General features: G+C 60.9%; 29 protein-coding genes. 9 read left to right on the top strand and 20 right to left on the bottom strand.

The annotated features are described in order from the left end of the window. Window positions 1-59: 59 nt before the first annotated feature. From ACCC96_RS15490 to ACCC96_RS15465, 6 genes are all read left to right on the top strand, one after another. The gene (locus tag ACCC96_RS15490) at window positions 60-950 is read left to right on the top strand and encodes a 2-hydroxy-3-oxopropionate reductase (RefSeq protein ID WP_258670494.1); all 891 of its coding nucleotides are present in this window, start codon (window positions 60-62) and stop codon (window positions 948-950) included. A 201-nt stretch (window positions 951-1,151) separates the two neighbouring features. Then, window positions 1,152-2,432 carry a glycerate kinase gene (locus ACCC96_RS15485; RefSeq protein ID WP_258670496.1) on the top strand — a complete coding sequence of 427 codons (1,281 nt, stop codon included), beginning with the start codon at window positions 1,152-1,154 and terminating at the stop codon, window positions 2,430-2,432. Further along, on the top strand, window positions 2,422-3,837 hold the full coding sequence (pyk, locus tag ACCC96_RS15480; protein ID WP_019648133.1) for a pyruvate kinase: 1,416 nt from the start codon (window positions 2,422-2,424) through the stop codon (window positions 3,835-3,837). Before ACCC96_RS15485 ends, pyk begins: the two co-directional genes overlap by 11 nt. Window positions 3,838-4,055: 218 nt before the next feature. Continuing rightward, window positions 4,056-4,970 (top strand): urea transporter, encoded by a 915-nt coding sequence (locus tag ACCC96_RS15475; protein ID WP_258670499.1) that lies wholly within the window; start codon window positions 4,056-4,058, stop codon window positions 4,968-4,970. A 21-nt stretch (window positions 4,971-4,991) separates the two neighbouring features. After that, a complete protein-coding gene (locus tag ACCC96_RS15470; protein ID WP_019648131.1) occupies window positions 4,992-5,816 on the top strand; it encodes an ion transporter in 825 nt (274 codons plus the stop codon). Window positions 5,817-5,922: 106 nt separating this feature from the next. Beyond that, window positions 5,923-6,921 carry a sulfate ABC transporter substrate-binding protein gene (locus ACCC96_RS15465; RefSeq protein WP_019648130.1) on the top strand — a complete coding sequence of 333 codons (999 nt, stop codon included), beginning with the start codon at window positions 5,923-5,925 and terminating at the stop codon, window positions 6,919-6,921. A 59-nt stretch (window positions 6,922-6,980) separates the two neighbouring features. Here the strand turns inward: ACCC96_RS15465 and ACCC96_RS15460 are convergent, their stop codons facing one another. Then, window positions 6,981-7,613 (bottom strand): hypothetical protein, encoded by a 633-nt coding sequence (locus ACCC96_RS15460; protein WP_258670503.1) that lies wholly within the window; start codon window positions 7,611-7,613, stop codon window positions 6,981-6,983. Window positions 7,614-7,849: 236 nt separating this feature from the next. On the opposite strand from ACCC96_RS15460, the gene ACCC96_RS15455 reads away from it, so the two are divergent. Further along, the gene (locus tag ACCC96_RS15455; RefSeq protein ID WP_413696236.1) at window positions 7,850-9,055 is read left to right on the top strand and encodes an MFS transporter; all 1,206 of its coding nucleotides are present in this window, start codon (window positions 7,850-7,852) and stop codon (window positions 9,053-9,055) included. A gap of 99 nt (window positions 9,056-9,154) precedes the next feature. On the opposite strand, the gene ACCC96_RS15450 is transcribed toward ACCC96_RS15455, so the two are convergent. From ACCC96_RS15450 to ccmA, 12 genes are all read right to left on the bottom strand, one after another. Then, window positions 9,155-9,559, bottom strand: a complete 405-nt coding sequence (locus ACCC96_RS15450; protein WP_258670509.1) for a type II toxin-antitoxin system HicB family antitoxin — start codon at window positions 9,557-9,559, stop codon at window positions 9,155-9,157. Further along, on the bottom strand, window positions 9,559-9,771 hold the full coding sequence (locus ACCC96_RS15445) for a type II toxin-antitoxin system HicA family toxin (RefSeq protein WP_019579596.1): 213 nt from the start codon (window positions 9,769-9,771) through the stop codon (window positions 9,559-9,561). Before ACCC96_RS15445 ends, ACCC96_RS15450 begins: the two co-directional genes overlap by 1 nt. 315 nt (window positions 9,772-10,086) lie before the next feature. Then, complete coding sequence (locus ACCC96_RS15440) at window positions 10,087-10,467, bottom strand: hypothetical protein (protein WP_258670514.1); 381 nt, start codon at window positions 10,465-10,467, stop codon at window positions 10,087-10,089. Window positions 10,468-10,481: 14 nt separating this feature from the next. Next, on the bottom strand, window positions 10,482-11,690 hold the full coding sequence (gene ccmI, locus ACCC96_RS15435) for a c-type cytochrome biogenesis protein CcmI (RefSeq protein WP_258670516.1): 1,209 nt from the start codon (window positions 11,688-11,690) through the stop codon (window positions 10,482-10,484). Next, window positions 11,683-12,156, bottom strand: coding sequence for a cytochrome c-type biogenesis protein (locus ACCC96_RS15430; protein ID WP_018925074.1), 474 nt, complete (start codon window positions 12,154-12,156; stop codon window positions 11,683-11,685). The genes ccmI and ACCC96_RS15430 overlap by 8 nt, the downstream gene beginning before the upstream one ends. Continuing rightward, complete coding sequence (locus ACCC96_RS15425) at window positions 12,153-12,689, bottom strand: DsbE family thiol:disulfide interchange protein (RefSeq protein WP_258670519.1); 537 nt, start codon at window positions 12,687-12,689, stop codon at window positions 12,153-12,155. Before ACCC96_RS15425 ends, ACCC96_RS15430 begins: the two co-directional genes overlap by 4 nt. Then, window positions 12,686-14,689 (bottom strand): heme lyase CcmF/NrfE family subunit, encoded by a 2,004-nt coding sequence (locus ACCC96_RS15420; RefSeq protein WP_413696235.1) that lies wholly within the window; start codon window positions 14,687-14,689, stop codon window positions 12,686-12,688. The genes ACCC96_RS15425 and ACCC96_RS15420 overlap by 4 nt, the downstream gene beginning before the upstream one ends. A gap of 3 nt (window positions 14,690-14,692) precedes the next feature. Next, the gene (gene ccmE / locus ACCC96_RS15415; RefSeq protein WP_007939191.1) at window positions 14,693-15,148 is read right to left on the bottom strand and encodes a cytochrome c maturation protein CcmE; all 456 of its coding nucleotides are present in this window, start codon (window positions 15,146-15,148) and stop codon (window positions 14,693-14,695) included. Beyond that, the gene (gene ccmD, locus ACCC96_RS15410) at window positions 15,145-15,321 is read right to left on the bottom strand and encodes a heme exporter protein CcmD (protein ID WP_007939192.1); all 177 of its coding nucleotides are present in this window, start codon (window positions 15,319-15,321) and stop codon (window positions 15,145-15,147) included. Before ccmD ends, ccmE begins: the two co-directional genes overlap by 4 nt. After that, window positions 15,318-16,073, bottom strand: coding sequence for a heme ABC transporter permease (locus tag ACCC96_RS15405; RefSeq protein WP_413696234.1), 756 nt, complete (start codon window positions 16,071-16,073; stop codon window positions 15,318-15,320). The genes ccmD and ACCC96_RS15405 overlap by 4 nt, the downstream gene beginning before the upstream one ends. A gap of 80 nt (window positions 16,074-16,153) precedes the next feature. Next, the gene (ccmB, locus tag ACCC96_RS15400; protein ID WP_105339828.1) at window positions 16,154-16,822 is read right to left on the bottom strand and encodes a heme exporter protein CcmB; all 669 of its coding nucleotides are present in this window, start codon (window positions 16,820-16,822) and stop codon (window positions 16,154-16,156) included. Further along, a complete protein-coding gene (gene ccmA, locus ACCC96_RS15395; protein WP_413696233.1) occupies window positions 16,819-17,454 on the bottom strand; it encodes a cytochrome c biogenesis heme-transporting ATPase CcmA in 636 nt (211 codons plus the stop codon). Before ccmA ends, ccmB begins: the two co-directional genes overlap by 4 nt. A gap of 197 nt (window positions 17,455-17,651) precedes the next feature. On the opposite strand from ccmA, the gene ACCC96_RS15390 reads away from it, so the two are divergent. Further along, on the top strand, window positions 17,652-19,226 hold the full coding sequence (locus tag ACCC96_RS15390; protein ID WP_413696232.1) for a flagellar hook-length control protein FliK: 1,575 nt from the start codon (window positions 17,652-17,654) through the stop codon (window positions 19,224-19,226). Then, window positions 19,223-19,552, top strand: coding sequence for an EscU/YscU/HrcU family type III secretion system export apparatus switch protein (locus tag ACCC96_RS15385; protein ID WP_018925069.1), 330 nt, complete (start codon window positions 19,223-19,225; stop codon window positions 19,550-19,552). The genes ACCC96_RS15390 and ACCC96_RS15385 overlap by 4 nt, the downstream gene beginning before the upstream one ends. Before the next feature lie 117 nt (window positions 19,553-19,669). Here the strand turns inward: ACCC96_RS15385 and ACCC96_RS15380 are convergent, their stop codons facing one another. The 7 genes from ACCC96_RS15380 to ACCC96_RS15350 form a co-directional block, all read right to left on the bottom strand. Next, complete coding sequence (locus tag ACCC96_RS15380; RefSeq protein WP_413696231.1) at window positions 19,670-20,062, bottom strand: DUF2802 domain-containing protein; 393 nt, start codon at window positions 20,060-20,062, stop codon at window positions 19,670-19,672. After that, a complete protein-coding gene (locus ACCC96_RS15375; protein WP_007938663.1) occupies window positions 20,063-20,548 on the bottom strand; it encodes a chemotaxis protein CheW in 486 nt (161 codons plus the stop codon). Window positions 20,549-20,622: 74 nt separating this feature from the next. Next, a complete protein-coding gene (locus ACCC96_RS15370) occupies window positions 20,623-21,489 on the bottom strand; it encodes a CheW domain-containing protein (RefSeq protein ID WP_258670530.1) in 867 nt (288 codons plus the stop codon). 30 nt (window positions 21,490-21,519) lie between these two features. Continuing rightward, a complete protein-coding gene (locus ACCC96_RS15365) occupies window positions 21,520-22,308 on the bottom strand; it encodes a ParA family protein (protein WP_007938661.1) in 789 nt (262 codons plus the stop codon). Window positions 22,309-22,351: 43 nt separating this feature from the next. Further along, window positions 22,352-23,245, bottom strand: a complete 894-nt coding sequence (gene motD, locus ACCC96_RS15360) for a flagellar motor protein MotD (RefSeq protein ID WP_019648117.1) — start codon at window positions 23,243-23,245, stop codon at window positions 22,352-22,354. Between the two features lie 12 nt (window positions 23,246-23,257). Beyond that, window positions 23,258-23,998: a flagellar motor protein gene (locus tag ACCC96_RS15355; protein ID WP_019648116.1), complete on the bottom strand. Its 741-nt coding sequence runs from the start codon at window positions 23,996-23,998 to the stop codon at window positions 23,258-23,260. Beyond that, window positions 23,998-25,134 (bottom strand): protein-glutamate methylesterase/protein-glutamine glutaminase, encoded by a 1,137-nt coding sequence (locus tag ACCC96_RS15350; RefSeq protein ID WP_019648115.1) that lies wholly within the window; start codon window positions 25,132-25,134, stop codon window positions 23,998-24,000. Before ACCC96_RS15350 ends, ACCC96_RS15355 begins: the two co-directional genes overlap by 1 nt. Window positions 25,135-25,160 lie beyond the last annotated feature (26 nt).

Raw genomic sequence — 25,160 nt, 5'->3', positions numbered from 1 at the left:
GTGGTCTACCTCCGCTACGCGCACATTATTTGGCGACACAAAAACAAGAGGATTTTCTCATGGCTAAAATCGGATTTATCGGCACCGGCATCATGGGCCACCCAATGGCGTTGAACCTGCAGAAAGCCGGTCACAGCCTGTTCCTGTCGGCGCACCACGACCCTGCGCCTGCCGACCTGGTGGCCGCTGGCGCCGTCGCGCTGGCGAACCCGAAAGAAGTCGCCCAGGAAGCCGAATTCATCATCGTCATGGTTCCCGATACCCCGCAGGTCGATGACGTGCTGTTCCGCGCCGACGGCGTTGCAGCGGGCGTCAGCAAGGGCAAAGTCGTGATCGACATGAGCTCGATCTCGCCGACGGCCACCAAAACCTTCGCCGCCAAAATCAACGAAAAAGGCGCGCAATACCTCGACGCCCCGGTTTCCGGCGGTGAAGTCGGCGCCAAGGCTGCGACCCTGAGCATCATGGTCGGTGGTGAAGCCGATGCCTTCGAACGCGCCCTGCCGCTGTTCCAGGCCATGGGCAAGAACATTACCCTGGTCGGTGGCAACGGCGATGGGCAAACCGCGAAAGTGGCGAACCAGATCATCGTCGCGCTGAACATCCAGGCCGTGGCCGAAGCGCTGTTGTTCGCCTCGAAAAACGGTGCCGACCCAGCGAAGGTGCGTGAAGCGCTGATGGGTGGTTTCGCCTCGTCGAAGATCCTGGAAGTTCACGGCGAACGCATGATCAAAGGCACCTTCGATCCGGGTTTCCGCATCAGCCTGCACCAGAAGGACCTGAACCTGGCCCTGGCCGGTGCGCGCGAGCTGAACATCAACCTGCCGAACACCGCCAATACCCAACAGGTGTTCAGCACCTGCGCGGCGATCGGTGGCAGTAACTGGGATCACTCGGCGCTGATCAAGGGCCTGGAACACATGGCGAATTTCTCGATTCGCGGTAAGTAACGCCCTGCGCAAAAACCTGTGGGCGCGGGCCTGTGGCGAGGGGGCTTGCCCCCGTTGGGTTGCGAAGCAGCCCCAAAATCTCTGATACACCAAAGACTTTGTGAGCGCTACGCACTCAAACGGGGGCAAGCCCCCTCACCACAGGCCGCTCCCACAGGGAACCGAGTCGCCCTCCAATAACAAGAATTCCGGGAGCCCGCCATGTCGGTCAATCCGCAACAATTGCTGCGCGAGCTGTTTGCCACAGCCATCGACGCGGCCCATCCGCAGCATGTCCTTGAAGCCCATTTACCAACTGACCGCAGCGGTCGGGTGATCGTCATCGGCGCCGGTAAAGCCGCCGCAGCCATGGCCCAGGTGGTCGAACGCTGCTGGCAGGGTGAGGTGTCTGGCCTGGTGGTGACCCGCTACGGCCACGGCGCCCCGTGCGAAAAAATCGAAGTGGTCGAAGCCGCGCACCCGGTGCCGGACGCTGCCGGTCTGGCCGTCGCGAAACGGGTTCTGGAACTGGTCAGCAACCTGAGCGAAGACGACCGTGTGATCTTCCTGCTCTCGGGCGGTGGCTCTGCCCTGCTCGCCTTGCCCGCCGCTGGCATCACCCTGGCCGACAAGCAATCGATCAACAAAGCGCTGCTCAAATCCGGCGCGACCATCGGCGAGATGAACTGCGTGCGCAAGCACCTCTCGGCGATCAAGGGTGGGCGTCTGGGCAAAGCCTGCTGGCCGGCCACGGTTTACACCTATGCGATTTCCGATGTGCCGGGCGATCTCGCCACGGTCATCGCCTCCGGCCCCACCGTGGCCGACCCAAGCACCTCGGCTGAAGCGTTGGCGATCCTCAAGCGTTATGCCATCGAAGTCCCGACCTCGGTGCGCAACTGGCTGCAAAGCCCCGAGTCGGAAACGGTCAAACCCGGCGATCCGAGCCTGGCCCGCAGTCATTTCCAATTGATCGCCCGCCCACAGCAATCGCTGGAAGCGGCAGCGGTGAAAGCCCGTCAGGCTGGTTTCAGCCCGTTGATTCTCGGCGACCTGGAAGGTGAATCCCGGGAAGTGGCGAAGGTCCACGCCGGCATTGCGCGGCAGATCGTCCAGCACGGCCAGCCGCTGGCGGCGCCGTGCGTGATTCTGTCCGGCGGCGAAACCACCGTCACCGTACGCGGCAATGGCCGTGGCGGGCGCAACGCCGAATTCCTGTTGAGCCTGACCGACAGCCTCAAAGGCCTGCCCGGCGTCTACGCCCTGGCGGGTGACACCGACGGCATCGACGGCTCCGAAGACAACGCCGGCGCCGTCATGACTCCGGACAGCTATGCCCGTGCCGCCGCCCTCGGTTTGAGCGCCAGCGATGAACTGGATAACAACAATGGCTACGGCTATTTCGAGGCGCTCGATGCACTGATCGTCACCGAGCCGACCCGCACCAACGTCAACGACTTCCGCGCCATCCTGATTCTCGAGAGCCCTAAACATGACGCCTGACAAGAAGGTCAAAATCCTCGCCACCCTCGGCCCGGCCACCGACGGGATCGACGATATCCGTGAACTGGTGCGGGCCGGGGTCAATATCTTTCGCCTGAACTTCAGCCACGGCGATCACGCCGACCATGCGCAGCGCTATCAGTGGATTCGTGAAGTCGAGCGCCAGCTGAATTATCCGCTGGGGATTCTGATGGACCTGCAAGGCCCGAAACTGCGGGTCGGCAAATTCGCCCAGGGCAAAGTGCAGCTATATCGCGGCCAGGCGCTGCGCCTGGATCTGGATGCGACGCCGGGGGATGAGCGCCGGGTCAACCTGCCCCACCCGGAAATCATCGCCGCGCTGGAGCCCGGCATGGACCTGCTGCTGGATGACGGCAAGTTGCGCCTGCGGGTGGTGACCAAGTACGCCGACGCCATCGACACCACGGTGCTCAACGGTGGCGAGCTGTCGGACCGCAAAGGCGTCAACGTGCCGCAAGCGGTGCTCGACCTGAGCCCGCTGACCGCCAAGGACCGTCGCGACTTGAGCTTCGGTCTGGAGCTGGGGGTGGACTGGGTCGCGCTGTCGTTCGTGCAACGCCCGGAGGACATCCGCGAAGCCCGTGCGCTGATCGGCGACAAGGCGTTCTTGATGGCCAAGATCGAGAAGCCATCGGCCGTGACTCAGCTGCGGGAAATCGCTGAATTGAGCGATGCGATCATGGTCGCCCGCGGTGACCTGGGCGTGGAAGTGCCGGCCGAGAGCGTGCCGCAGATTCAGAAAAATATCATCGGCACTTGCCGCCAACTCGGCAAACCGGTGGTGGTGGCGACGCAGATGCTGGAGTCGATGCGCTTCTCCCCGGCCCCGACCCGTGCCGAAGTCACCGACGTTGCCAACGCGGTGGCCGAAGGCGCGGACGCGGTGATGCTGTCGGCGGAAACCGCGTCCGGCGAGTACCCACTGGAAGCCGTGCAGATGATGAGCAAGATCATCCGTCAGGTGGAAAACGGCCCGGACTATCAAACCCAACTGGACGTGAGCCGGCCAAAAGCCGAGGCCACGGTGTCGGACGCGATCAGCTGCGCGATCCGCCGCATCAGCAACGTGCTGCCGGTGGCGGTGCTGGTGAACTACAGCGAGTCCGGCACCTCGAGCCTGCGGGCGGCGCGGGAACGGCCGACGGTGCCAATCCTCAACCTGACGCCGAACCTGCAAACCGCCCGGCGATTGACGGTGGCGTGGGGCGTGCATTCGGTGGTCAACGATCGACTGCGCCAGGTGGATGAAGTGTGCTCGACGGCGCTGGAAATCGCCCAGGCACAGGGGATGGCTCAGCGCGGGGATACGTTGCTGATTACCGCGGGCGTGCCGTTTGGACAGCCGGGGTCAACCAATTCGTTGCGCATCGAGACATTGCTCTAAAGAACTACCCCTGTAAGAGCTACTCCGGTAAGAACTACCCCTGTGGCGAGGGAGCTTGCTCCCGCTCGGCTGCGAAGCAGTCGTCGCTTTGGCATGACGGTTTCAACAGAAAGACCGCATTGCTGATTTCAGGGCTGCTCCGCAGCCCAGCGGGAGCAAGCTCCCTCGCCACAGATTTGTGCAAGACCCTGGATTTTCCTCTGCCCTAGACCCCACCCATGCCTGCCAACCACTTCAACACCCACTGCCCCGACTGGGCGACCGCCCTGCTTAACGGCTTCAGCCAGATCTTTCTCCAGCGCCATCCGCTGTGCGGGCTGTTGTGTCTGTTAGCGATTCTTTTCACCGCGCCCGCTCTGCTCGGCGGTGCGCTGTTGGGCGGTGTCGCCGGGTTGCTTACCGCGCAACGTCGCGGGTATGCCAAGGCGGATCGTCAGGCCGGGCTGTTCAGTTACAACGGTATTTTGCTCGGCCTGCTGCTGAGCCTGTATTTCCCATGGTCAGCACTGTTGCCACCGCTGATCATCGCCTGCGGCGGCCTGAGTGCCATGCTCACTCAGCAATGGCTCAAAGGTGCTCGCGATGATCAATGTCTACCGGCGTACACCGCACCCTTCGTTGGGTTGAGCTGGTTATTGCTCGGCTTTGCCGCACCACAGCAACCCGTTCCGCTGATCGAACTGAACACCCTCAACCTGCTCGTCGCCGAATTGAAAGGCCTGGGGCAAGTCATGTTTCTCGGCCATCCCCTGGCCGGCGCGCTGATTGCCACCGGGTTGCTGATCGCCGATCGCCACGCCTTTGTGTGGGCGCTGCTGGGCTCCGCTGCCGGCCTCGGATTTGCCCTTCTGCATGGCGAAACTTCAAATGCCTTGCAGGGTTTGAGCGGTTACAACGCGGTACTCGCCGCCCTCGCCTTCAGCCCGCAACGTCGCCAACCCTGGCTGCCGCTGCTCGGCATTCTGCTCGCGGTATTGCTCACGCCGGGGTTCGCCGCACTGGGCCTGGCAACGCTGACCGCGCCGTTCATCCTTGCCTGCTGGCTGATTCGCGCAGGCATTCGGGTGTTGCGTCAGGCCGCCATGGACAGCGCACCTTGCGCTAGCGGGGAGAATCACCCTAGGCTGCGCTGATTCTCGATTCAGGCGTTATCCATGGACAGCAGCAAAAACTGGCGTGAAGAGCTTTACGTCATGATCTTCCAGACCGACACCCGGGCCGGTCGGCGTTTTGACAGCATCTTGCTGTTGATCATCCTCGCCAGCCTGGTGATCGTGGTTCTGGACAGTATCGACAGCGTTCACCAGAACTACGCCGACGTGCTGGCGTACATCGAGTGGGGCTTCACCGTCATTTTCATCATCGAATACGGCCTGCGCCTGTATTGCTCGCCCAAGCCGCTGCGCTACGCGTTCAGCTTCTATGGGCTGGTGGATTTGCTGGCGATCGTGCCGGGTATTCTCGCGCTGTATTACAGCGATGCGCAGTACCTGCTGATCATCCGGATCATTCGGATGTTGCGGATTTTCCGCGTGCTCAAGCTCAGCCCGTATCTGAAACAAGCCAACTATTTGATGTCGGCGTTGCGCGGCAGCAAACAGAAGATCGTGGTGTTTCTGCTCAGCGTCAGCACCCTGGTGACGGTATTCGGCACGCTGATGTACGTGATCGAAGGCCCGGAGCACGGTTTCACCAGCATTCCCAAAGGGATCTATTGGGCTATCGTGACGCTGACCACCGTGGGTTTTGGCGACATCGTGCCCAAGACGCCGTTGGGTCAGGTGATTTCATCCCTGGTGATGATCACCGGCTACTCGATCATCGCCGTGCCGACAGGAATCTTCACCGCGGAACTGGCCAACGCCATGCGCGGTGAACAACTGCAACACGATTGCCCGACCTGCAAGAAAAACAGCCACGAACACAGCGCGGCGTTCTGCTCTCGTTGCGGCAATGCGCTGTTCAAGAAAATGGAATAAGCAAAGTGCTTTTTAATCTTTAAACGACTATGAGAGCCCGGCTATAGTCGCTGGCAAATTGCCAACACTTTCCATCGAACACGTTTGATAAAACAAGGAATGCGCAGTGAAAAAACTCTTTGGCGCCTCACTTCTGGCCGCTGGCCTGGCCTTGAGCAGCATGGCTCAGGCCGCACCGACCCTGCTTAACGTTTCCTACGACGTGATGCGAGATTTCTACAAGGACTACAACGCTGCCTTCCAGAAACACTGGCAAGCCGAACACAACGAAAACATCACGCTGCAGATGTCCTTCGGCGGCTCCAGCAAACAGGCGCGTTCGGTGATCGATGGCCTGCCGGCTGACGTCATCACCATGAACATGGCCACCGACATCAACGCCTTGGCGGACAACGGCAAACTGGTTCCGGACAACTGGGTCACACGCCTGCCGAACAACAGCGCGCCGTTCACTTCGGCCACCGTATTCATCGTGCGCAAAGGCAACCCGAAAGCCCTGAAAGACTGGCCGGACCTGCTCAAGGACGGCGTGCAGGTGATCGTCCCCAACCCGAAAACCTCGGGTAACGGTCGCTACACCTACCTCTCGGCCTGGGGCTATGTGCTGAAAAACGGCGGTGACGAAAACAAGGCAAAAGCCTTCGTCGGCAAACTGTTCAAACAAGCGCCGGTGCTGGATACCGGTGGCCGCGCCGCCACGACTACTTTCATGACCAACCAGATCGGCGACGTGCTGGTGACCTTCGAAAACGAAGCGGAAATGATTGCTCGCGAGTTTGGTCGTGATCAGTTCGAAGTGATTTACCCGAGTGTCTCCGCGCAAGCCGAGCCGCCGGTGTCGGTGGTCGACAAAACCGTCGACAAGAAAGGCACTCGCGCGGCTGCCGAGGAATATCTGAAGTACCTGTGGTCGCCGGAAGGTCAGGAAATTGCGGCTGCCAACTACCTGCGTCCGCGTGACCCGGCGGTGTTGGCGAAATACACCGATCGCTTCCCGAAAGTGGATTTCCTGTCGGTGGAGAAGACCTTTGGTGACTGGCGCACCGTGCAGAAGACTCACTTCAATGATGGTGGGGTTTTCGACCAGATTTACAACGGCCAGTAATCACTGAGTTCAAATGAAAAAGGCGACCTGTGAAGGTCGCCTTTTTTTGTGGGATACCGTTACATCGGCGGTGTCACACCGTCCTTACCGGCCGAAATGGATTGAGCGGTCAGTGTCCCGTCGGCACTCTGGGTCACAAACGTCACGATCTTCACGCCCACCTTCAGCAAACTGCGATCCCCCGGCACCAGATTGACGATCGGCACATCCTCCGGCACCAGAATCGTCTGTTGGCCGCCCTTGTAATTGACGGTCAGAACCCGGCCGTTGCTGACCACCAGATCGCCTACGCTGCCGTTGGTCATGCTGCTGCCCTTGACCAGATCAAAAGGCCGATGGCCGTCGCCGCTGCCGGCCAGTTCCGGCGGGAAGACGTGGACTTCCAGCGCCTTGAGCGTGCCATCCTCCTGCGGCACGGCAGCCGAGCCGATGTAGCTGCCGGGCTTGATGTCTTCGATATTGGCCAGGGTGACGGCGCGGATTTTGGTGTCTTTGGTCAGGCTGATCACCACGTTTTCGCCGCTGTTGACATGGACTTTCATGACGTCGGCGCTGATGCCGGTGATCTCGCCGCGCACGCCAATGCGCATTCCCGGCGGCACATCGGCGGCCTGGGCAAGACCTGCCGTGAACAAGCTGATCAAGGTAACAACGCAAGCGCCGCGAATCAGGTGACGGAACATCGCATTCATATCGAAGTACCTTCCGGTTTATGGAGCGCAGGAGAACATAAGCACGCTATCGAAGAAGATGTAAGTGAATGTATCATCGGATCCCATTGTTCGGATGCATGGTTCATCGGCAGTCAGCGCATACCGGCGTCACTCATTCCGCAAAGGAATGATTACTATCAATCCAAACCCTCTTCCGCCGCTCTAGCCAGCCGATTAGCCTCTGCTCACTTTCTTCTTGCTCAGCGAGCCACGTTATGAATTCAGCGACTCAGGTGCCCCACGGTGCCGCGACAACGACCCGGGGCATGGTGCTGCTTTTCGCCTTCTGCTGCGGCGCGATCGTCGCCAACATCTACTACGCCCAGCCGATCATCGGCCTGATCGCGCCGGACATCGGCCTGACCGACACCATGGCCAGCCTGATCGTTTCGCTGACGCAGATTGGCTATGCGCTGGGCCTGTTCTTCCTGGTGCCGCTGGGCGATCTGCTGGAAAACCGCCGCTTGATGATCATCACCACCGTGGTGGCAATTGCCAGTCTGATGGGCGCGGCGTTCACCGATCAGCCGAACGTGTTTCTGTTGATCTCGTTGCTGGTGGGTTTCAGCTCGGTGTCGGTACAGATCCTGATTCCACTGGCCGCCCACCTGACGCCGGAAGCGTCGCGTGGCCGCGTGGTCGGCGGGATCATGGGCGGTTTGCTGCTGGGGATTCTGCTGGCCCGGCCGGTGTCCAGCGTAGTGGCCGACCACTTCGGCTGGCGTGCGATGTTCGTCATCGCTGCAGTGTTGATGGCTGCAATCAGCATCGTCCTGGCCCTGACGGTGCCCAAACGCCAGCCTGATCACAGCGCCTCTTATGGCCAGTTACTGGGTTCGCTCTGGACGCTGCTGCGCCAGCAACCGGTGTTGCGTCAACGGGCCTTTTACCAAGCCTGCATGTTCGCCACGTTCAGCCTGTTCTGGACCGCCGTGCCGCTGGAACTGACGCGCAATCATGGCTTGTCGCAAACCCTGATCGCGATCTTCGCCCTGGTCGGAGCGATCGGCGCGATTGCCGCGCCCATCGCCGGTCGACTGGCCGATGCCGGCCACACCCGCCTCGCCTCGCTGCTGGCGATGCTGTTCGCCAGCCTGAGCTTCCTGCCGGCCTTCATCCACCCGGCCTACAGCGTCATCGGTCTGGCCGTGACGGGCGTGGTGCTGGATTTCTGTGTGCAAATGAACATGGTCCTCGGCCAGCGCGCGGTCTACACCCTCGACGCCAAGAGCCGCGGCCGTCTGAATGCGCTGTACATGACCAGCATCTTTATCGGCGGCGCGTTCGGCTCATCGGTGGCCAGTGCGGTGTACGAACACGGTGGCTGGTTGTGGATCGTGATTGTCGGCAGCGTGTTTCCGTTGCTGGCGTTGTTGCGGTTTTTGAGTGTGTCGGAGAAGGCTGCATTGACGACTGCTTAAGACGCTAAAAGCTTCGCGGGCAAGCCTCGCTCCTACAAAGTCTTGCATTAATCCTGTAGGAGCGAGGCTTGCCCGCGAAGGCGATGTAACTGACCCTCCTCAATGCCGAATCAGCTTCTCCAGCGCAGCATCCGCGAGAAAGGAGGAACGACTTTTGACTTTGTGCTCTCGCACATAACGATCAATGCGCTGAATCACGTAGCCAGGCAGCGTCACGTTGACCTTCTCGGTCTTGCCCAGATACGGCGAGATGTCCAGCTCCAGCATTCCCCAACCCATGTCGGCAAATTCCGGATTCTCGCGGTGCGCGGCCGCAGAGGTCGGCATCGGAATTGACTCCCCGTCCGCCATGATCTCCTGCAGCATGATGTGGGCAATCTCGACTGCCGCGTTGTAAGCATCTTCAAACGTATCCCCGGCCGTCACGGCACCAGGAATATCGGGGATCTGAATACCGATGGCGGTGTTCTCGTCGCCCCACTCGATACAGATTGGGTATTGCATTATGGATCTCCTGCCAAACTGGCTCCCGGGCAATAAAGTCCGGCTCGCCTCCTGATGCTTTTGACCGTCCCGATCGGTAAATCCTTCTTCGGATGAGGGACGGGTATCGTGTAAGGGTTGTAACGGTGAGTGAAGATGTGATGACTGCCGGTGACCCGGTCCAGTGTCCAGCCCGCCTCCATCAGTTCCTTGATCAATAACCTGCTCTGCACCACCAGCCTCCTTGCTCCGGCCCAACAAAAATAACCCTAGGGTTACCTTTACTCAAGCACAAAAATCCGGATCGCGACGCTCGGTTGTTTTACAGGGTGTTGATTTGATCGGGTTGGCCATGTGCAGGGGTTGTTGGTGAGAAGGTCTGAGGCAGCATTCAATCAAGATCAAAAGATCGCAGGCTTCGCCAGCTCCTACATTAACCGCGTACACGCGCGATCATCGTCGTACGCGATTCTGTAGGAGCTGGCGAAGCCTGCGATCTTTTCAAATCTCAGAAAGCAAAACGGCGATCCCAAGATCGCCGTTTCCATTCACTGCCCGAATTGTCTGCCCAGCCCACCCGGCACACCGTGGATATCCGTCTCTTCCCACGGCCCGTTAGGGCTGATCGAGCGGCTCCAGCCGTTGTCCCAGCGGTAGTAGGTGCGCTGGCGGTAGAAGGTGTTGGTTTGATTGTCGAGGACGTAAACACCGAGTTTCGCATCCCAATGGCTGTTGCCCCCCGGTGGCGGGGCGAAGCTGGCGGAGGTGCGTGGCACCGGCTTCGATGGTTTGCTCGGTGTGGTCGGTTTGGTGCTCGGCTGCGAGGGCGGGATTGGCGGCAACCGTTCCGGTTCGTACTCCTGGACCGCACACGCGCTTAGCCCCAAAACCATCATGCTGAGGAGAGTGATACGAGCGAAGGCGGTCATGGTGGCGTTTCCTGTTATTTATCCGGGCTGTCGATGGTCAGTTTTTGTGGCGCGCTGGTGCTGGTGGCCAAAGGTTGGCTACGACCGATCCATTCGCCGGCAGTCGGTTGGCCGGCGCGGGAGATGCGCGCAACCAGTTGGACTTCGGGGAAGTTCGACAGTTTCAACTGGGGCATCATTGCATCGGCATCGCCCAGCTCGACGGTCGCTGGCAGGTCGGCAACGGTCAGACGCTTGGCGGCCAGCGGCGCGGGTGGGCCGGAAATGGCGCGGGCGAAGATGAACACGCTGTCGCCGGGCTGGACCCTGGCTTTCAAGTCGGGCGCCAGATCGACACGCACCTTGAGCAGCGCTGCAACCTTCACTGCCGGAGCCTGAACCTGAGCCACCTTGCCACCGCTGGCTTCAAGCTTCTCGGCGGCCTTGGCGATGCCGCCTTGCAGCGCGACACGGGACTGGTCATCCGGCGGCAGTTGCACCAACAGACGATTCCAGTAGTCGATGGCTTCCTGGTAACGCTCGCCTTCGAAGGCCGCGATGCCCAGCAGACCGAGGCTGGTGACCTCCTTCGGATCGGCTTTCAGTGCTTCGTCAGTCAGGGCCTGGACCTTGTCCGACCACTTCTTGCCATCGGCGAAGTATTGGGCCTGAGCCCACTGCCCGAGCAGTTCCGGCTGGCGACCGGCCAGGTTCACGGTACGCTCGAAGATCTTCGCCGCATCGCCAGGGCGGTCCTGAGCCATGTAAGTGCGGCCGAGGAAGTACAGGCCTTCGGCCGAATCCGGTTGGGCCGCAACCGCACGCTCCAGGCGACGGGTCATGTCTTCCATCGACTGCGGCGCCTGGGCGAACTCGCGGGTCAGCTCGACTTTGTCGCTGGCACCAAAATGCAGATACAGCCCAAGGCCCAGCACAGGCACCAGAATTGCCGCCAGCAACGGCAATGGCTTGCCCAGGCGCGACACTCGCGGTGCCTCGACGCCTTCGGTGTCGGCAAGCAGTTCACGGGCGGCTTCGGCGCGACCGGCATTCATTTGTTCGGCGTTGAGTACGCCTTCTTCCTGCTGAGTCTGCAACTCAGCCACGCGCTCCTGATACAGCGCGACGTTAAGCGCCGTACGATCCTCTTCAAGCTGGGCGCGACGACCGCGCAGAACGGGGATCAGCAAAAAACTCAGGGCTACCAGAAGCAGCAGGCCTGCAGCGAGCCAGAAATCAATCATGCTTGGTTTTATCCAACAGGTGGTCGAGGCGCTCGCGCTCATCAAAAGAAAGCGTGTCCGGGCTGTCAGCGCGTTGCACGCGACGACGGCGGACGATCACGGCGATGATCACAAAACCGCCCAGCAGCAGGCCGGCCGGGCCGAACCAGAGCAATGCGGTCTTGGCATTCAGAGCAGGTTTATAACGGACGAAATCACCATAGCGGTCGACCATGAAGTCGATGATCTGCTGATTGTCCTTGCCCTCGCCGAGCATGCGGAAAATCTCTTTGCGCAGGTCGGCGGCGATCGGTGCGTTGGAATCGGCAATGTCCTGATTCTGGCACTTGGGGCAACGCAGCTCTTTGGTCAGCTCGCGAAAACGCTCGCGATCGCCTTCTTTGGCGAACTCATAGGTATCGATGGCGGCGTGGGCCACGCCAGCCATGCTCAACCCCAGAACGGCGGCGGCAATCCAGCGCTTCATGGCTTAGCCTCGTCGACCAGCGCCTGATACTTGGCCGCCAGTTTTTCACGCCAGACTTGTTCGTCGATCACCCCGACGAATTTATCGCGGATGATGCCCTTCGCGTCGATGAAAAAGGTTTCCGGGGCGCCGTACACGCCGAGGTTCAGGCCCAGGGTACCTGCATCGTCACGGACGTCCAGTTGATAGGGGTTGTGGAACTCGGTCAGCCACTTCAAGGCGTCTGCATTGGTGTCCTTGTAGTTGATGCCGTAGATCACCACGCCCTTCTCGGCCAGTTTGTTCAGTACCGGGTGCTCGACCCGGCAGGAAATGCACCAGGTGCCCCACACATTGACCAGTGCCGGTTTACCCAGAATGTCCGCTTTGGTCAGGGTTTTGTCGCCCTGCACCGAGGGCAGGGAAAACTCCGGGAACGGCTTGTCGATCATCGCCGAGGGCAACTCGGCCGGGTTCAGGTACAGCCCCCGATACAGAAAAACAGCAACCACCAGAAAAATCGCCAGCGGCAACAGCATCAACCAACGTCTCATGCAGTGGCTCCCGTCATGCCGAGCGCTTCACGCACGCGGCTTTTTACCTTGACCCGATAACGGCGATCCAGCGCCGCCAGCAACCCGCCTACACCTGTGAGCAGCCCACCGAACCAGATCCAGCGCACGAACGGTTTGACGTGCACCCGAACCGCCCAGGCGCCCTCGCCCAACGGCTCGCCCAGTGCGACGTACAGATCACGGGTAAAACCGGCGTCGATCCCGGCCTCGGTCATCACCGAGTTCTGCACGGTGTACAGGCGTTTTTCCGGGTGCAGCACGCTGACTTCCTTACCATCGCGGATCACCCGTACGGTGCCCTTGTCGGAGGTGAAGTTCGGGCCTTCGAAGTGCTTGGCGCCTTCGAACACAAACTGATAACCGGCCAGGCTCATGGACTCACCCGGTGCCAGGCGCAGATCGCGCTCGGCACTGTTCTGGCTCGACAACACGACACCCAACGCGCACACGGCGATGCCCAAATGCGCAAGTTGCATGCCCCAATAGCTGCGGGTCAGGGTCGGCAGACCTTTGATCAGGCCTTTGTGGCGAGTCTTGTCGAAAATGTCCCGCACACCGGCCAGCAACACCCAGGCAGCCAGCATGAAGGTCGCCAGCACCGCCCAGTTGAAATCGCCGTAGGCGACACCCGCCACGACAGCCAACGCGGCGCTGCCAAGCAACACCGGGGTCAGCATGCTCATCAGCCATTTGACCGGGGTGTCTTTCCAGCGCACCAGCATGCCGACCGCCATCACCACCATCAGGATCGCCATCAACGGAATGAACAGCGCGTTGAAATACGGCGGGCCGACCGACAGTTTGGCACCGGTCATCGCATCAAGGATCAGCGGATACAAGGTGCCCAGCAGGATCATCGAAGCAGCCACCACCAGCACCAGATTGTTACCCAGCAGCAGGGTTTCCCGAGACCAGAGGTTAAAGCCCACATGGCTCTTGACCACCGGGGCGCGCAGGGCGAACAGCGTCAGCGAACCGCCGACCACAAACAGCAGGAAAATCAGGATGAACACGCCGCGCTCAGGGTCGGACGCAAAGGCGTGAACCGAGGTCAGCACGCCGGAACGTACCAGGAAGGTCCCCAGCAAGCTCAACGAGAACGCGGCAATGGCCAACAGCACGGTCCAGCTCTTGAACACGCCACGTTTTTCCGTGACCGCCAACGAGTGAATCAGTGCCGTGCCCACCAGCCAAGGCATGAAGGACGCGTTTTCCACCGGATCCCAGAACCACCAGCCGCCCCAGCCGAGTTCGTAGTAGGCCCACCAGGAACCCAACGTGATACCGATACCAAGAAAGGCCCAGGCGACGATGGTCCACGGACGGGACCAGCGTGCCCACGCCGCATCGAGACGACCGCCCAGCAGCGCGGCGATGGCGAAGGCGAAGGCCACGGAGAAGCCGACGTAACCCATGTACAGCATCGGCGGGTGAACGATCAGGCCGATGTCTTGCAGCAGAGGATTAAGATCGCGCCCGTCCGCCGGCATCTGCGGCAGGATCCGGGCGAAAGGGTTGGACGTCAGGATCAGGAACAGCAGGAAGCCGGTGCTGATCATGCCCATCACCGCCAGCACCCGGGCCAGCATCACTTGCGGCAACTGTCGGGAGAACACCGACACCGCGAAGGTCCAGCCGCCGAGAATCAACGCCCACAGCAGCAACGAACCTTCGTGAGCGCCCCACACGGCGCTGAACTTGTAGTACCACGGCAGCGCGCTGTTGGAGTTGCTGGCCACGTAGGCGACAGAGAAGTCGTCCGCCATGAACGCATAAGTCAGGCAACCGAAGGCGAACAGCAAAAACGCGAACTGCCCCCACGCGGCCGGCTGGGCCAGGCTCATCCACAAACGGTCGCCGCGCCAGGCACCGAGCAACGGCACCACGGCCTGCACCAACGCAAAACACAACGCCAGGATCATGGCCAGATGGCCGAGTTCGGGGATGAACAGCCCCGAGCTGTAAAGTGCGGAAGTCATCAGTTAGCCCTCCTTGGCTGGCGTAGGTGCCGACTGGCCACTGTCTTTCAACGCCTTGGTCACTTCCGGCGGCATGTACTTCTCGTCGTGCTTGGCCAGCACTTCGTCGGCCACCACCACGCCATCAGCGTTGAGCTTGCCGAGGGCAACGATGCCCTGCCCTTCGCGGAACAGGTCCGGAAGGATGCCGCGATAGCTGATGGTCACGGATTTGTTGAAGTCGGTGACGATGAATTTCACGTCCAGGGAATCGCCGGAGCGTTGCAGCGAGCCTTTTTCGACCATGCCGCCCGCGCGGATACGCGTGTCTTGCGGCGCTTCGCCGTTGGCGATCTGGGTCGGGGTGTAAAACAGATTGATGTTCTGCTGCAGGGCGCTCAGGGCCAGGCCGACGGCAGCGCCGACACCGACCAGGATCGCGAGAATGATGACAAGACGCTTTTTACGCAGCGGATTCACTGGCCGTTCTCCCGGCGCAAACGACGCGCCTCTTGTTGCAGATACCGCTTGCGGGCCAGGATCGGCGCCGCCACGTTGAGGGCCAGCACCGCCAGGCAAATGCCATAGGCTGACCAGACATACAGGCCATGATGGCCCATGGCGAGAAAGTCGCCGAATGAAGCGAAACTCATCGAGCGGCCTCCAGACTGTTCTGCACTTCGGATTTCACCCAGCTCGCCCGGGCTTCGCGCTTGAGCACTTCAAGGCGCATGCGCAGCAACAGCACCGCGCCGAAGAAACAGTAGAACCCCAGCACCGTCAGCAGCAGTGGCAGCCACATCTCGGCGGGCATCGCCGGTTTTTCGGTGAGGGTGAACGTTGCGCCCTGGTGCAGGGTGTTCCACCACTCCACCGAGTATTTGATGATCGGGATGTTGATCACGCCGACAATCGCCAGCACCGCGCAGGCCTTGGCCGCGCTGTCACGATTGCTGATGGCGTTGCCCAGCGCAATAAGACCGAAGTACAGAAACAGCAAAATCAACATGGACGTAAGTCGCGCATCCCAGACCCACCACGAACCCCAGGTCGGTTTGCCCCAGATCGCCCCGGTAACCAGCGCCACGGCGGTCATCCAGGCACCGATCGGGGCGGCGCATTGCAGGGCGACGTCGGCCAGTTTCATTTTCCACACCAGCCCGACAATGCCGCACACGGCCAGCATCACATAGATCGACTGCGCCAGCATGGCGGCAGGAACGTGGATATAGATGATTCGAAAGCTGTTGCCTTGCTGGTAGTCCGGCGGTGCGAAGGCCAGGCCCCAGACCACGCCGACGCTAATCAGCAGCAACGCCGCGACGCTCAGCCAGGGCAGCAATTTGCCACTGATGCCGTAAAACCATTTGGGCGAGCCGAGCTTATGAAACCAGGTCCAGTTCATTGCTGTTTCCATCACGGTTGCTGTTCGTTATCACGAAACAGCCAAAGGGTCTTTACTGGTTAAATTTTAACCAGACCTCATTATTCGCCGACACTGATTTTCAGGCCAGCAGCTATTGCAAAAGGTGTCAGGGTTATCGCCAGGGCGGTCAGGCTACCAAGCCACAAGAGATAACCGGTCGCCGGCATGCCCTGCAATGCCGCCTGCAAGGCGCCACTGCCGAGAATCAACACCGGGATATACAGCGGCAGAATCAGCAGTGCTAGCAACAGGCCACCACGCTTCAATCCTACCGTCAGCGCCGCGCCCACCGCACCGAGCAGGCTCAACACCGGTGTACCGAGCAATAAAGAAAGCAGCAACACCGGCAGACAAGCGGCAGGCAAACCGAGCATCAGCGCCAGCAACGGCGCGAGCAAAACCAGTGCCAGGCCGGAAAAGGCCCAGTGTGCCAGCACCTTGGCCAACACCAGAAGAGGCAAGGGGTGCGACGAAAGGACCCACTGTTCAAGGGATCCATCTTCGAAATCACTGCGGAAGAGCCCGTCCAGCGAGAGTAAAACCGATAAAAGCGCCGCCACCCAGACCAGCCCCGGAGACAACGTTTGCAACAATTGAGTCTCGGGACCGACCGCCAGCGGGAACAAGGAAACAACGATGGCGAAAAATACCAACGGGTTCGCCAATTCGGCGGGACGGCGGAACAGCAAACGAGCCTCACGGGCGACCAACAGGCCGAAAACACTCATACGGCCCAATTCCCCAAATCAATCTCGCGATAGCCGGCCGGCATCCGGCTCAGCGTGTGGTGAGTGGTCAGCACCACCATGCCGCCGCGCTCGCAGTGCGCGGCCAGGTGTTCTTCGAGTTGCGCAACGCCTTGTTTATCGAGCGCGGTGAACGGCTCGTCAAGGATCCACAGCGGCGGGCTGTCCAGGTACAACCGCGCCAACGCCACACGACGTTGCTGGCCGGCAGACAGGGTGTGACAGGGAACATCCTCGAAACCGCGCAGCCCCACCGCCGCCAGCGCTTGCCAGATCGCCTCATGGGAGGCCGGTTGATGCAAGGCGCAGAGCCAGCTGAGGTTTTCTTCGGGGGTCAGCAGGTCCTTGATCCCGGCGGCATGGCCGATCCACAGCAGGTTGCGCGCCAGTTCGCTGCGTTGTTCGTTCAGTGGCTGGCCGTTGAGCAACACTTGACCGGCGGTCGGGTGCATCAAGCCGCAAAGCAGACGTAACAGGCTGGTCTTGCCACTGCCGTTGGGGCCGCTGATCTGTAACATTTCGCCACTGGCCAGTCGCAATTCGAGATTTTCGAAAAGCAGCCGAAGGTCTCGCTCACAGGCAAGGGCAACGGTTTGCAGGACAGGACTGGTCAAGGGTTCACGGGCCTTATGCGGTTCAAGTCGGCTCTGGCGCGGCCGTTAAAGAGATGCAGCATAGATGCTATGACGGCTTGTTCTAGAGAGCTGCGTCAATCAATTGCAATGTTTTCGCCACTCAGCGAAAGACGGGCGGCATTATACATGGCGTTCCCTACTCTCAAGAGTGCAATTTCCTCAGGTTGTGTCCGCGTATGACAGGCGAAATGAACATCCTCCCGCTCCCGCCAACCACCCCGGCGACTTCGCGCCCTTTGGTGATCAGCGGCGAGTTGCTCAAGCTGCTGACGCCGATGGAGGGCCTGATCACCGCCGGTCAGACCGCCAAGGCTGAAGTGCTGTCGCTCAAGCAGGCGGATCAGACCTTTCAACTGTTGCTCAAGGTCACTCTCGACAGCGGCCGCCAGACCACGGTCCAGGCCACCAGCACTCAGCCGTTGCCCCAGGGTACCAGCCTGTCGATCACCCAGCCGTCGGCGGGCAATCTGGCAGTCACGGTGCAACAGGCCATCGCCTCCAGCGTCGCCACCCTCACCCGTATCGACACTGCGCAACTGCCGGTCGGCACCCTGCTGCAAGGCAAAGTGCTGACTTCTCAGGTGATGCCGCAGGTGCCGGGCCAGCCGACGGTGTTTCGCTCGATGGTGAGCCTGCTCAATACCGCGCTGAGCGGCAGCACGCTGAGCATCGACAGCCCGACGCCGCTGCGCATCGGCACCTTGCTGAGCGCCTTGGTGCAGGACACCCAGACACTCAAATTCGTGCCGCTGAGTAGCCGTCAGGAACAGTTGGCGGTGACGCAACAACTGGTCAGCCAGCAAAGTCGCCAGGGTTCTCTGGATGGCTTGATCAAAGTCCTGCAAAACCTGCCGCCGTCGGATCAGACCTCCAGCGACCTGCGCGCCGCTGTGGACAAATTGCTCGCCGGCCTGCCTGACGTCCAACAATTGAGTACGCCCAAAGGCCTGGCCCAGGCGCTGGCCAACAGTGGCCTGTTCCTCGAAGCCAAATTGCTGACCGGACAAAACCCGACGCTGGCGCCAGACATGAAAGGCGACCTGCTCAAGCTGATCGCCCAGCTGACGCCGAGCCTGCCGGCCAACACCAATCTCAACGCCATCATCGCCGCCAACACCCTGGCCCAGGCGATGCCGAGTTTCGTGCGCAATGCCCTCGGCATGCTCGGGCAAGTCAGCGCCAAGCCGTCACCGACCAGTTTTCCGCTGCCCGAGCGCCTGCTGCAAAGCGCGGAAGGCGAAGATGATCTCGAGCACCTGCTGCGCCTGGCTGCGGCGGCGGTTTCACGTTTGCAAAGTCATCAGCTGTCGAGCCTTGAGCAGACTGGCGTCACCAGTGACGGGCGGTTGATGAGCACCTGGCAACTGGAAATCCCCATGCGCAACCTGCAGGACATCGTGCCGTTGCAGGTCAAGTTCCAGCGCGAAGAAGCCCCCGAAAAAGAACAACCGCGCGAACGCCGCGATGAACGCGAACCCAAGCAACCGCTATGGCGCGTCGAGCTGGCGTTCGACATGGAACCGTTGGGGCCGTTGCAGATTCAGGCCCAACTGATCAAAGGCAGCCTCTCCAGTCAGCTGTGGGCCGAACGGCCTTACACCGCGAGCCTGATCGAAAGCAATCTGGCCGCGCTGCGCCAGCGCCTGCTGGATTCCGGGCTGAACGTAGGCGATCTGGATTGCCACCTCGGCACACCGCCACAAGGCCCTCAAACCCGTCTCGAACAACGCTGGGTCGACGAAACCGCATGAACGAATCCACCGCACCGCGCCAGGCCATCGCCCTCAAATACGACGGCAGCCACGCCCCTACCCTTACGGCCAAAGGTGACGAGGAACTGGCTGAAGAAATTCTGCGGATTGCCCGTGACTACGAAGTGCCGATTTACGAGAACGCCGAACTGGTGAAACTGCTGGCGCGGATGGAATTGGGCGAGAGTATTCCCGAGGAGTTGTATCGCACGATTGCCGAGATCATCGCGTTTGCGTGGAATCTGAAAGGCAAGTTTCCGGCGGGGCATGATCCGCATGCGGTGACGGTGGAGAAGGACGTCACCGAGCGCGGGGATGATTATTGAATCTTTGTTGAATGTAAAAAGATCGCAGCCTCGTTTCACTCGACAGCTCCTACATTGGGATGGTGTACGCCCTGTAGGAGCTGTCGAGTGAAACGAGGCTGCGATCTTTTGCTCTTCTCAGTTTCTGTGCAACTTGCTCATCAACTCCGCCTCAGCCTGGGTCAAGCCGCAAGACTGAGTCAGCTCATCGACGCTGGCCCCCATCCCCACCAGGCGCGCGGCCTGGGCGAATGAAAGGCTCGACGGATCACGCTGTTCCAACTGCGCCAGCTTGTCCGGCAACGGCCCGACCACCGCACGCAGTTCGTGCAGGTCTTCACCCATGCGCACATTGCCGTTCTGGTAGTCGTCGACGCGCTTGGCCAGGTCCTTGATGCGCTGATCACGCAGCGCATCGCCCTGAGCCTGTTGTGCGGCGAGCTGCCTTTGAGCGCGGATGTACGCCAGGAACATCGCCAGCGTGCCTGCCCACAAGAGGAACAGGACAATTACAGCCACCTCAAGAATCAATCAGATACTCTCCAGTTCCGACCATTCTTCTTCGCTCATCATCTTGTCCAGCTCGACCAGGATCAGCAGTTCATTGTTCTTGTTGCACACGCCTTGAATGAACTTGGCGGACTCTTCGTTACCGACGTTCGGCGCGGTCTCGATTTCCGACTGACGCAGATAAACCACTTCAGCCACGCTGTCGACCATGATCCCGACCACTTGCTTGTCGGCTTCGATGATGACGATGCGGGTGTTGTCGCTGACGTCGACCGTGCCCAGGCCGAAACGCTGGCGGGTGTCGATCACGGTGACCACGTTGCCGCGCAGGTTGATAATGCCCAGCACGTAGCTCGGGGCACCCGGTACCGGAGCGATTTCGGTGTAGCGCAGGACTTCCTGAACGCGCATCACGTTGATGCCGTAGGTTTCATTGTCCAGCTTGAAGGTGACCCATTGCAGGATCGGATCTTCGGAACCTTTTGCCGCCGTCGCCTTGTCATTCATACCCAGACCCCTCGAAAAACCGCCCTAGCGGTGTGTATTCAGTGCACCGGCACTTGAATGCCGATGCGTGTTTTTTATGTCGGTTTGTGGTTCGGCTTACTGCCGCCCATGTGCTTCGCCCCGCCGCTGGCGATCAATTCGGCCAGTGCGGCGACATCGAGCAAGGCGCACATGTGTTCAATCACCGTGCCGGCGAGCCATGGCCGCTGCCCCCGGTGACTTCTCCATTTGATTTCATTCGGATCCAGGCGCAACGAGCGGCTGACCTGATGCACCGCCAGCCCCCACTCATAGCCCTGGACTGAAATAACGTATTGCAGGCCCTGGCGGAAATCGTCGCGGTAGCGGTCCGGCATGACCCAGCGTGCGGTATCCAGCACCTTCAGGTTGCCGGCCTGGCTTGGCAGGATCCCGAGGAACCATTCCGGCTGACCGAACAACGGCGTCAGCTCGTGGCCGGCCAGGGAATAAATCGAGCCCAGGCACACCAGCGGCACCGCCAGGGTCAACCCGGCGACATCGAACAACAGGCATTCGAACGGCTCGGCCGCCCAGGCCGGACGATCATCATTTTCCACCGGAGGCGGCGTGTTGCTCGGCGGCAGATGAACTTCCACCACCGGCGGCACCAACGCTTGCAGCAACGGAGCAATCGTCGACACGGACGCCAGAATCGGCGCCGGTGCTTCGATCACGGCCACCGGTGCCTTCGCCACTGGCGCAACAACGGGGGCCGCGACCACTGCCGGCTTCTGCGCATCGCGCGCCTGCTCTTCGAGCACCGCCGCCTGAAACTCGTCCAGGGCAGCTCCAGCCTCGACAACCTCGGGCAGCGCCTCGACTTCAGGCAACAGCTCTTCGGTCGCGTCCTGCAGCAAGCCATCCAGATAAGACTGAAGGGCCAATTGCGGGCGCGAGGTGATCTTCACCGGCCGGGTCATGCGAATACCATCGTAGGAATCAGGCTCATCTCAAGCCACCTGCGGAACGAGTTGCTGCGCTAGCAGGTGCTTGAGCAGTGCGCGGTAGGCGAGAACACCACGACTCTTGCCATCGAATTGCGACGGCGTCAGCCCTGCCCGGCTCGCGTCACGCAAGCGGGTGTCGATCGGGATGTAGCCTTGCCAGATTTCTTCCGGGTACTTGTCGCGCAACACGCGCAGAGTGCCTAGCGAAGCCTGGGTGCGGCGGTCGAACAGGGTCGGCACGATGTTGAACGGCAACGCCAGTTTGCGCGAGCGGTTGATCATCGCCAGCGTGTTGACCATGCGTTCCAGGCCTTTGACCGCCAAGTGCTCGGTCTGCACCGGAATCACCAACTGCTGGCTGGCCGCCAAGGCATTGACCATCAGCACGCCGAGCAACGGCGGGCTGTCGATCACGGCGTAATCGAAGTCTTGCCACAACTGCGCCAGACTCTTGGCGATCACCAGGCCCAAACCGCTCTGGCCCGGCGACTGGCGCTCAAGGGTGGCCAGCGCGGTGCTCGATGGCAACAGGGAAATGCGTTCGTCACTGGTGGGCATCAACAACTGACCGGGCAAGCCTTGCGGCACGCTGCCCTTGTGCAGAAACAGGTCGTAGCTGCTGTGCTCCAGGCTGTCGGGGTCGTAACCGAAGTAGCTGGTCATGGAGCCGTGGGGGTCGAGATCGACCACAACCACGCGCTTGCCCGCCTCCGCCAGTAAACCGGCTAAAGCAATGGAGGAAGTGGTTTTACCGACACCACCCTTTTGATTGGCAACTGCCCAGACTCTCATTCGGATTGTTCCTCCCGGTCGAAAAGGCCAACCGAGAAATAGCTCAACGTATTAATGCGGGTGACGGAGAATTGACGGCACTCTCGCGTCCCGGCGACTTGACCGGGGTCGGTGCAGTTTGTGTGCCAGCCCGCTTCAATGCGGCATCCGGTTGTGCATGAGCCGTTCCGGTACCGGTGAGGCTACGGCGTACATCAAGATTGCGTGACACCACCAGCACCACCCGACGGTTGCGCGCACGGCCTTCGGCGGTGGCGTTGTTGGCCACTGGCTGGAATTCGCCATAACCCACCGATGCCAAGCGACCAGGGTTCACGCCCTGCATCGCCAGCATCCGCACGATGCTCGCCGAACGGGCCGAGGACAGTTCCCAGTTGGTCGGGTATTGCGCGGTGCGGATCGGTTGATCGTCGGTGAAACCTTCGACGTGGATCGGGTTGTCGAACGGCCGGAGAATCGCAGCGACCTTGTCGATGATGTTGAACGCGATGTCGCTGGGCATCGCGTCGCCGCTGCCGAACAACAGGCTGGAATTGAGTTCGATCTCGACCCACAACTCGTTGCCGCGCACGGTCATCTGGTTGGAACTGATCAAGTCGCCGAACGCTGCGCTGATGTCATCGGCGATGCTTTTGAGTGGATCTTTGGCGGCCTGGGCGATGCCGGCGTCGATCTGCTCGCTGTCCTTGACCAATGGCTTGGCCGGAGTCACGGTCTTCGGTCGCTCTTCGCCGATGGGAATTGGCTTGAGGGCGCGGTCAGTGTCGGTAAACACCCCGATCAACGCCTCGGAAATGATCTTGTACTTGCCTTCGTTGATCGAAGAAATCGAGTACATCACCACGAAGAACGCGAACAGCAAGGTGATGAAGTCCGCGTAGGACACCAGCCAGCGTTCGTGATTGACGTGTTCTTCATGCTGGCGACGACGTGCCATGAGGTTAGTCCCTTAATCCATGAAGCCCTGAAGCTTCAACTCAATAGAGCGAGGGTTTTCACCTTCGGCGATCGACAGGATCCCTTCCAGCAACATTTCGCGATAGCGCGACTGCCGTAACGCGATGGATTTGAGCTTGGCGGCAATCGGCAACAGCACCAGGTTGGCACTGGCCACGCCGTAGATGGTGGCGACGAAGGCGACGGCAATGCCGCTGCCCAATTGCGATGGGTCGCCCAGGTTGCCCATGACGTGGATCAGGCCCATCACCGCACCGATGATACCGATGGTCGGCGCATAGCCGCCCATGCTTTCAAAGACTTTGGCGGCTTCGATGTCGCGGCTTTCCTGGGTGTAGAAATCCACTTCCAGAATGCTGCGAATCGCTTCCGGCTCGGCACCGTCGACCAGCAGTTGCAGGCCTTTGCGCGAGTAGCTGTCGGGTTCGGCGTCGGCCACTCCTTCCAGCCCGAGCAAACCTTCCTTGCGGGCGGTCAGGCTCCAGTTCACCACGCGATCAATGCCGCCGGCCAGGTCCACGCGAGGCGGAAACAGAATCCAGGCAAGAATCTGGATGGCGCGCTTGAAGGCACTCATCGGCGATTGCAGCAGCGCGGCACCGATGGTGCCACCGAGGACGATCAACGCCGCCGGGCCGTTGGCCAGCGCGCCGAGGTGACCGCCTTCAAGGTAGTTGCCGCCGATGATGGCGATGAACGCCATGATGATCCCGATAAGGCTGAGCACATCCATCAGATGCAAGCCTCAACCAAGTGCCGACCGATGTCGTCGAGGCTGTACACCGCGTCCGCGAGTTCGGCTTTGACGATGGCCATTGGCATGCCGTAGATCACACAACTGGCTTCATCCTGGGCCCAGATCGCACTGCCACCCTGCTTGAGCAGACGCGCGCCTTCGCGACCGTCGGCGCCCATGCCAGTCAGTACCACCGCCAGAACTTTGTCGCCGTAGGACTTGGCCGCGGAACCGAAGGTAATGTCCACGCACGGCTTGTAGTTCAGACGCTCGTCGCCCGGCAGGATTTTCACCGCGCCACGGCCGTCGATCATCATCTGCTTGCCGCCCGGTGCCAGCAGCGCCAGGCCCGGACGCAGGATGTCGCCATCCTCGGCTTCCTTGACACTGATGCGGCACAGCTTGTCCAGGCGCTCGGCGAAGGCCTTGGTGAAGGCTGCCGGCATGTGCTGGATCAACACGATGGGTGCCGGGAAGTTGGCCGGCAACTGCGTCAGCACCCGTTGCAGCGCAACCGGGCCGCCGGTGGAGGTACCGATGGCGACCAGTTTGTAGGCTTTGCGTTTCGGTGCAGGAGACGACGGCGCCGCAGCATGGGTGCGTGCCGGAATCGGTGCCGGTGCCGGACGCGCAGGTGCGCTGCCGCCATAGCTGCCGACGCTCGAAGGCGCAGGAGCAGGCGTCGGGGCCGGCGCGGCGACCGGCGCCGGAGGTGTGTAGGCACTGACACGACGGTTACTGCGCGAGATGCTGAGAATCTTCTCGCACAGCAGCTGTTTGACCTTCTCCGGGTTACGGGAGATGTCTTCGAAATTCTTCGGCAGGAAGTCCACCGCGCCGGCGTCCAGCGCATCGAGGGTGACCCGGGCGCCTTCGTGGGTCAGCGAGGAGAACATCAACACCGGGGTTGGGCAGCGCTGCATGATGTGCCGCACCGCCGTGATGCCATCCATCATTGGCATCTCGTAGTCCATGGTGATCACGTCTGGCTTGAGGGCCAGGGCCTGATCGATCGCCTCTTTTCCGTTGGTCGCCGTACCGACGACCTGGATATTTGAATCCGCTGCAAGAATTTCCGAGACGCGGCGGCGGAAAAACCCCGAATCGTCCACCACCAGGACTTTGACTACCATAAACACTCCGTTAGACGGGGCGAGGC

Origin of the sequence: Pseudomonas sp. Pseusp11 (genome assembly GCF_047304405.1) — a bacterium.
Lineage (GTDB): Bacteria > Pseudomonadota > Gammaproteobacteria > Pseudomonadales > Pseudomonadaceae > Aquipseudomonas.
Note: the sequence above shows the minus strand (reverse complement) of the source record. Positions and strands in the feature narration are given on the sequence as shown.

What these genes read in the sequence shown, in the direction of transcription:
- ACCC96_RS15460 (WP_258670503.1), bottom strand. Translation starts at nt 7,613, where the DNA reads ATGAATGCGATGTTCCGTCACCTGATTCGCGGCGCTTGCGTTGTTACC.
- ACCC96_RS15430 (WP_018925074.1), bottom strand. Translation starts at nt 12,156, where the DNA reads ATGAAGCGCTGGATTGCCGCCGCCGTTCTGGGGTTGAGCATGGCTGGC.
- ACCC96_RS15350 (WP_019648115.1), bottom strand. Translation starts at nt 25,134, where the DNA reads ATGGTAGTCAAAGTCCTGGTGGTGGACGATTCGGGGTTTTTCCGCCGC.
- ACCC96_RS15475 (WP_258670499.1), top strand. Translation starts at nt 4,056, where the DNA reads ATGCCTGCCAACCACTTCAACACCCACTGCCCCGACTGGGCGACCGCC.
- ACCC96_RS15490 (WP_258670494.1), top strand. Translation starts at nt 60, where the DNA reads ATGGCTAAAATCGGATTTATCGGCACCGGCATCATGGGCCACCCAATG.
- pyk (WP_019648133.1), top strand. Translation starts at nt 2,422, where the DNA reads ATGACGCCTGACAAGAAGGTCAAAATCCTCGCCACCCTCGGCCCGGCC.
- ACCC96_RS15455 (WP_413696236.1), top strand. Translation starts at nt 7,850, where the DNA reads ATGAATTCAGCGACTCAGGTGCCCCACGGTGCCGCGACAACGACCCGG.
- ACCC96_RS15420 (WP_413696235.1), bottom strand. Translation starts at nt 14,689, where the DNA reads ATGACTTCCGCACTTTACAGCTCGGGGCTGTTCATCCCCGAACTCGGC.
- ACCC96_RS15370 (WP_258670530.1), bottom strand. Translation starts at nt 21,489, where the DNA reads ATGACCCGGCCGGTGAAGATCACCTCGCGCCCGCAATTGGCCCTTCAG.
- ACCC96_RS15385 (WP_018925069.1), top strand. Translation starts at nt 19,223, where the DNA reads ATGAACGAATCCACCGCACCGCGCCAGGCCATCGCCCTCAAATACGAC.
- ACCC96_RS15440 (WP_258670514.1), bottom strand. Translation starts at nt 10,467, where the DNA reads ATGACCGCCTTCGCTCGTATCACTCTCCTCAGCATGATGGTTTTGGGG.
- motD (WP_019648117.1), bottom strand. Translation starts at nt 23,245, where the DNA reads ATGGCACGTCGTCGCCAGCATGAAGAACACGTCAATCACGAACGCTGG.
- ACCC96_RS15355 (WP_019648116.1), bottom strand. Translation starts at nt 23,998, where the DNA reads ATGGATGTGCTCAGCCTTATCGGGATCATCATGGCGTTCATCGCCATC.
- ACCC96_RS15375 (WP_007938663.1), bottom strand. Translation starts at nt 20,548, where the DNA reads ATGAATGACAAGGCGACGGCGGCAAAAGGTTCCGAAGATCCGATCCTG.
- ACCC96_RS15365 (WP_007938661.1), bottom strand. Translation starts at nt 22,308, where the DNA reads ATGAGAGTCTGGGCAGTTGCCAATCAAAAGGGTGGTGTCGGTAAAACC.
- ACCC96_RS15485 (WP_258670496.1), top strand. Translation starts at nt 1,152, where the DNA reads ATGTCGGTCAATCCGCAACAATTGCTGCGCGAGCTGTTTGCCACAGCC.
- ccmB (WP_105339828.1), bottom strand. Translation starts at nt 16,822, where the DNA reads ATGAGTGTTTTCGGCCTGTTGGTCGCCCGTGAGGCTCGTTTGCTGTTC.
- ACCC96_RS15470 (WP_019648131.1), top strand. Translation starts at nt 4,992, where the DNA reads ATGGACAGCAGCAAAAACTGGCGTGAAGAGCTTTACGTCATGATCTTC.
- ccmD (WP_007939192.1), bottom strand. Translation starts at nt 15,321, where the DNA reads ATGAGTTTCGCTTCATTCGGCGACTTTCTCGCCATGGGCCATCATGGC.
- ccmI (WP_258670516.1), bottom strand. Translation starts at nt 11,690, where the DNA reads ATGATTGATTTCTGGCTCGCTGCAGGCCTGCTGCTTCTGGTAGCCCTG.
- ACCC96_RS15450 (WP_258670509.1), bottom strand. Translation starts at nt 9,559, where the DNA reads ATGCAATACCCAATCTGTATCGAGTGGGGCGACGAGAACACCGCCATC.
- ACCC96_RS15405 (WP_413696234.1), bottom strand. Translation starts at nt 16,073, where the DNA reads ATGAACTGGACCTGGTTTCATAAGCTCGGCTCGCCCAAATGGTTTTAC.
- ACCC96_RS15390 (WP_413696232.1), top strand. Translation starts at nt 17,652, where the DNA reads ATGACAGGCGAAATGAACATCCTCCCGCTCCCGCCAACCACCCCGGCG.
- ACCC96_RS15425 (WP_258670519.1), bottom strand. Translation starts at nt 12,689, where the DNA reads ATGAGACGTTGGTTGATGCTGTTGCCGCTGGCGATTTTTCTGGTGGTT.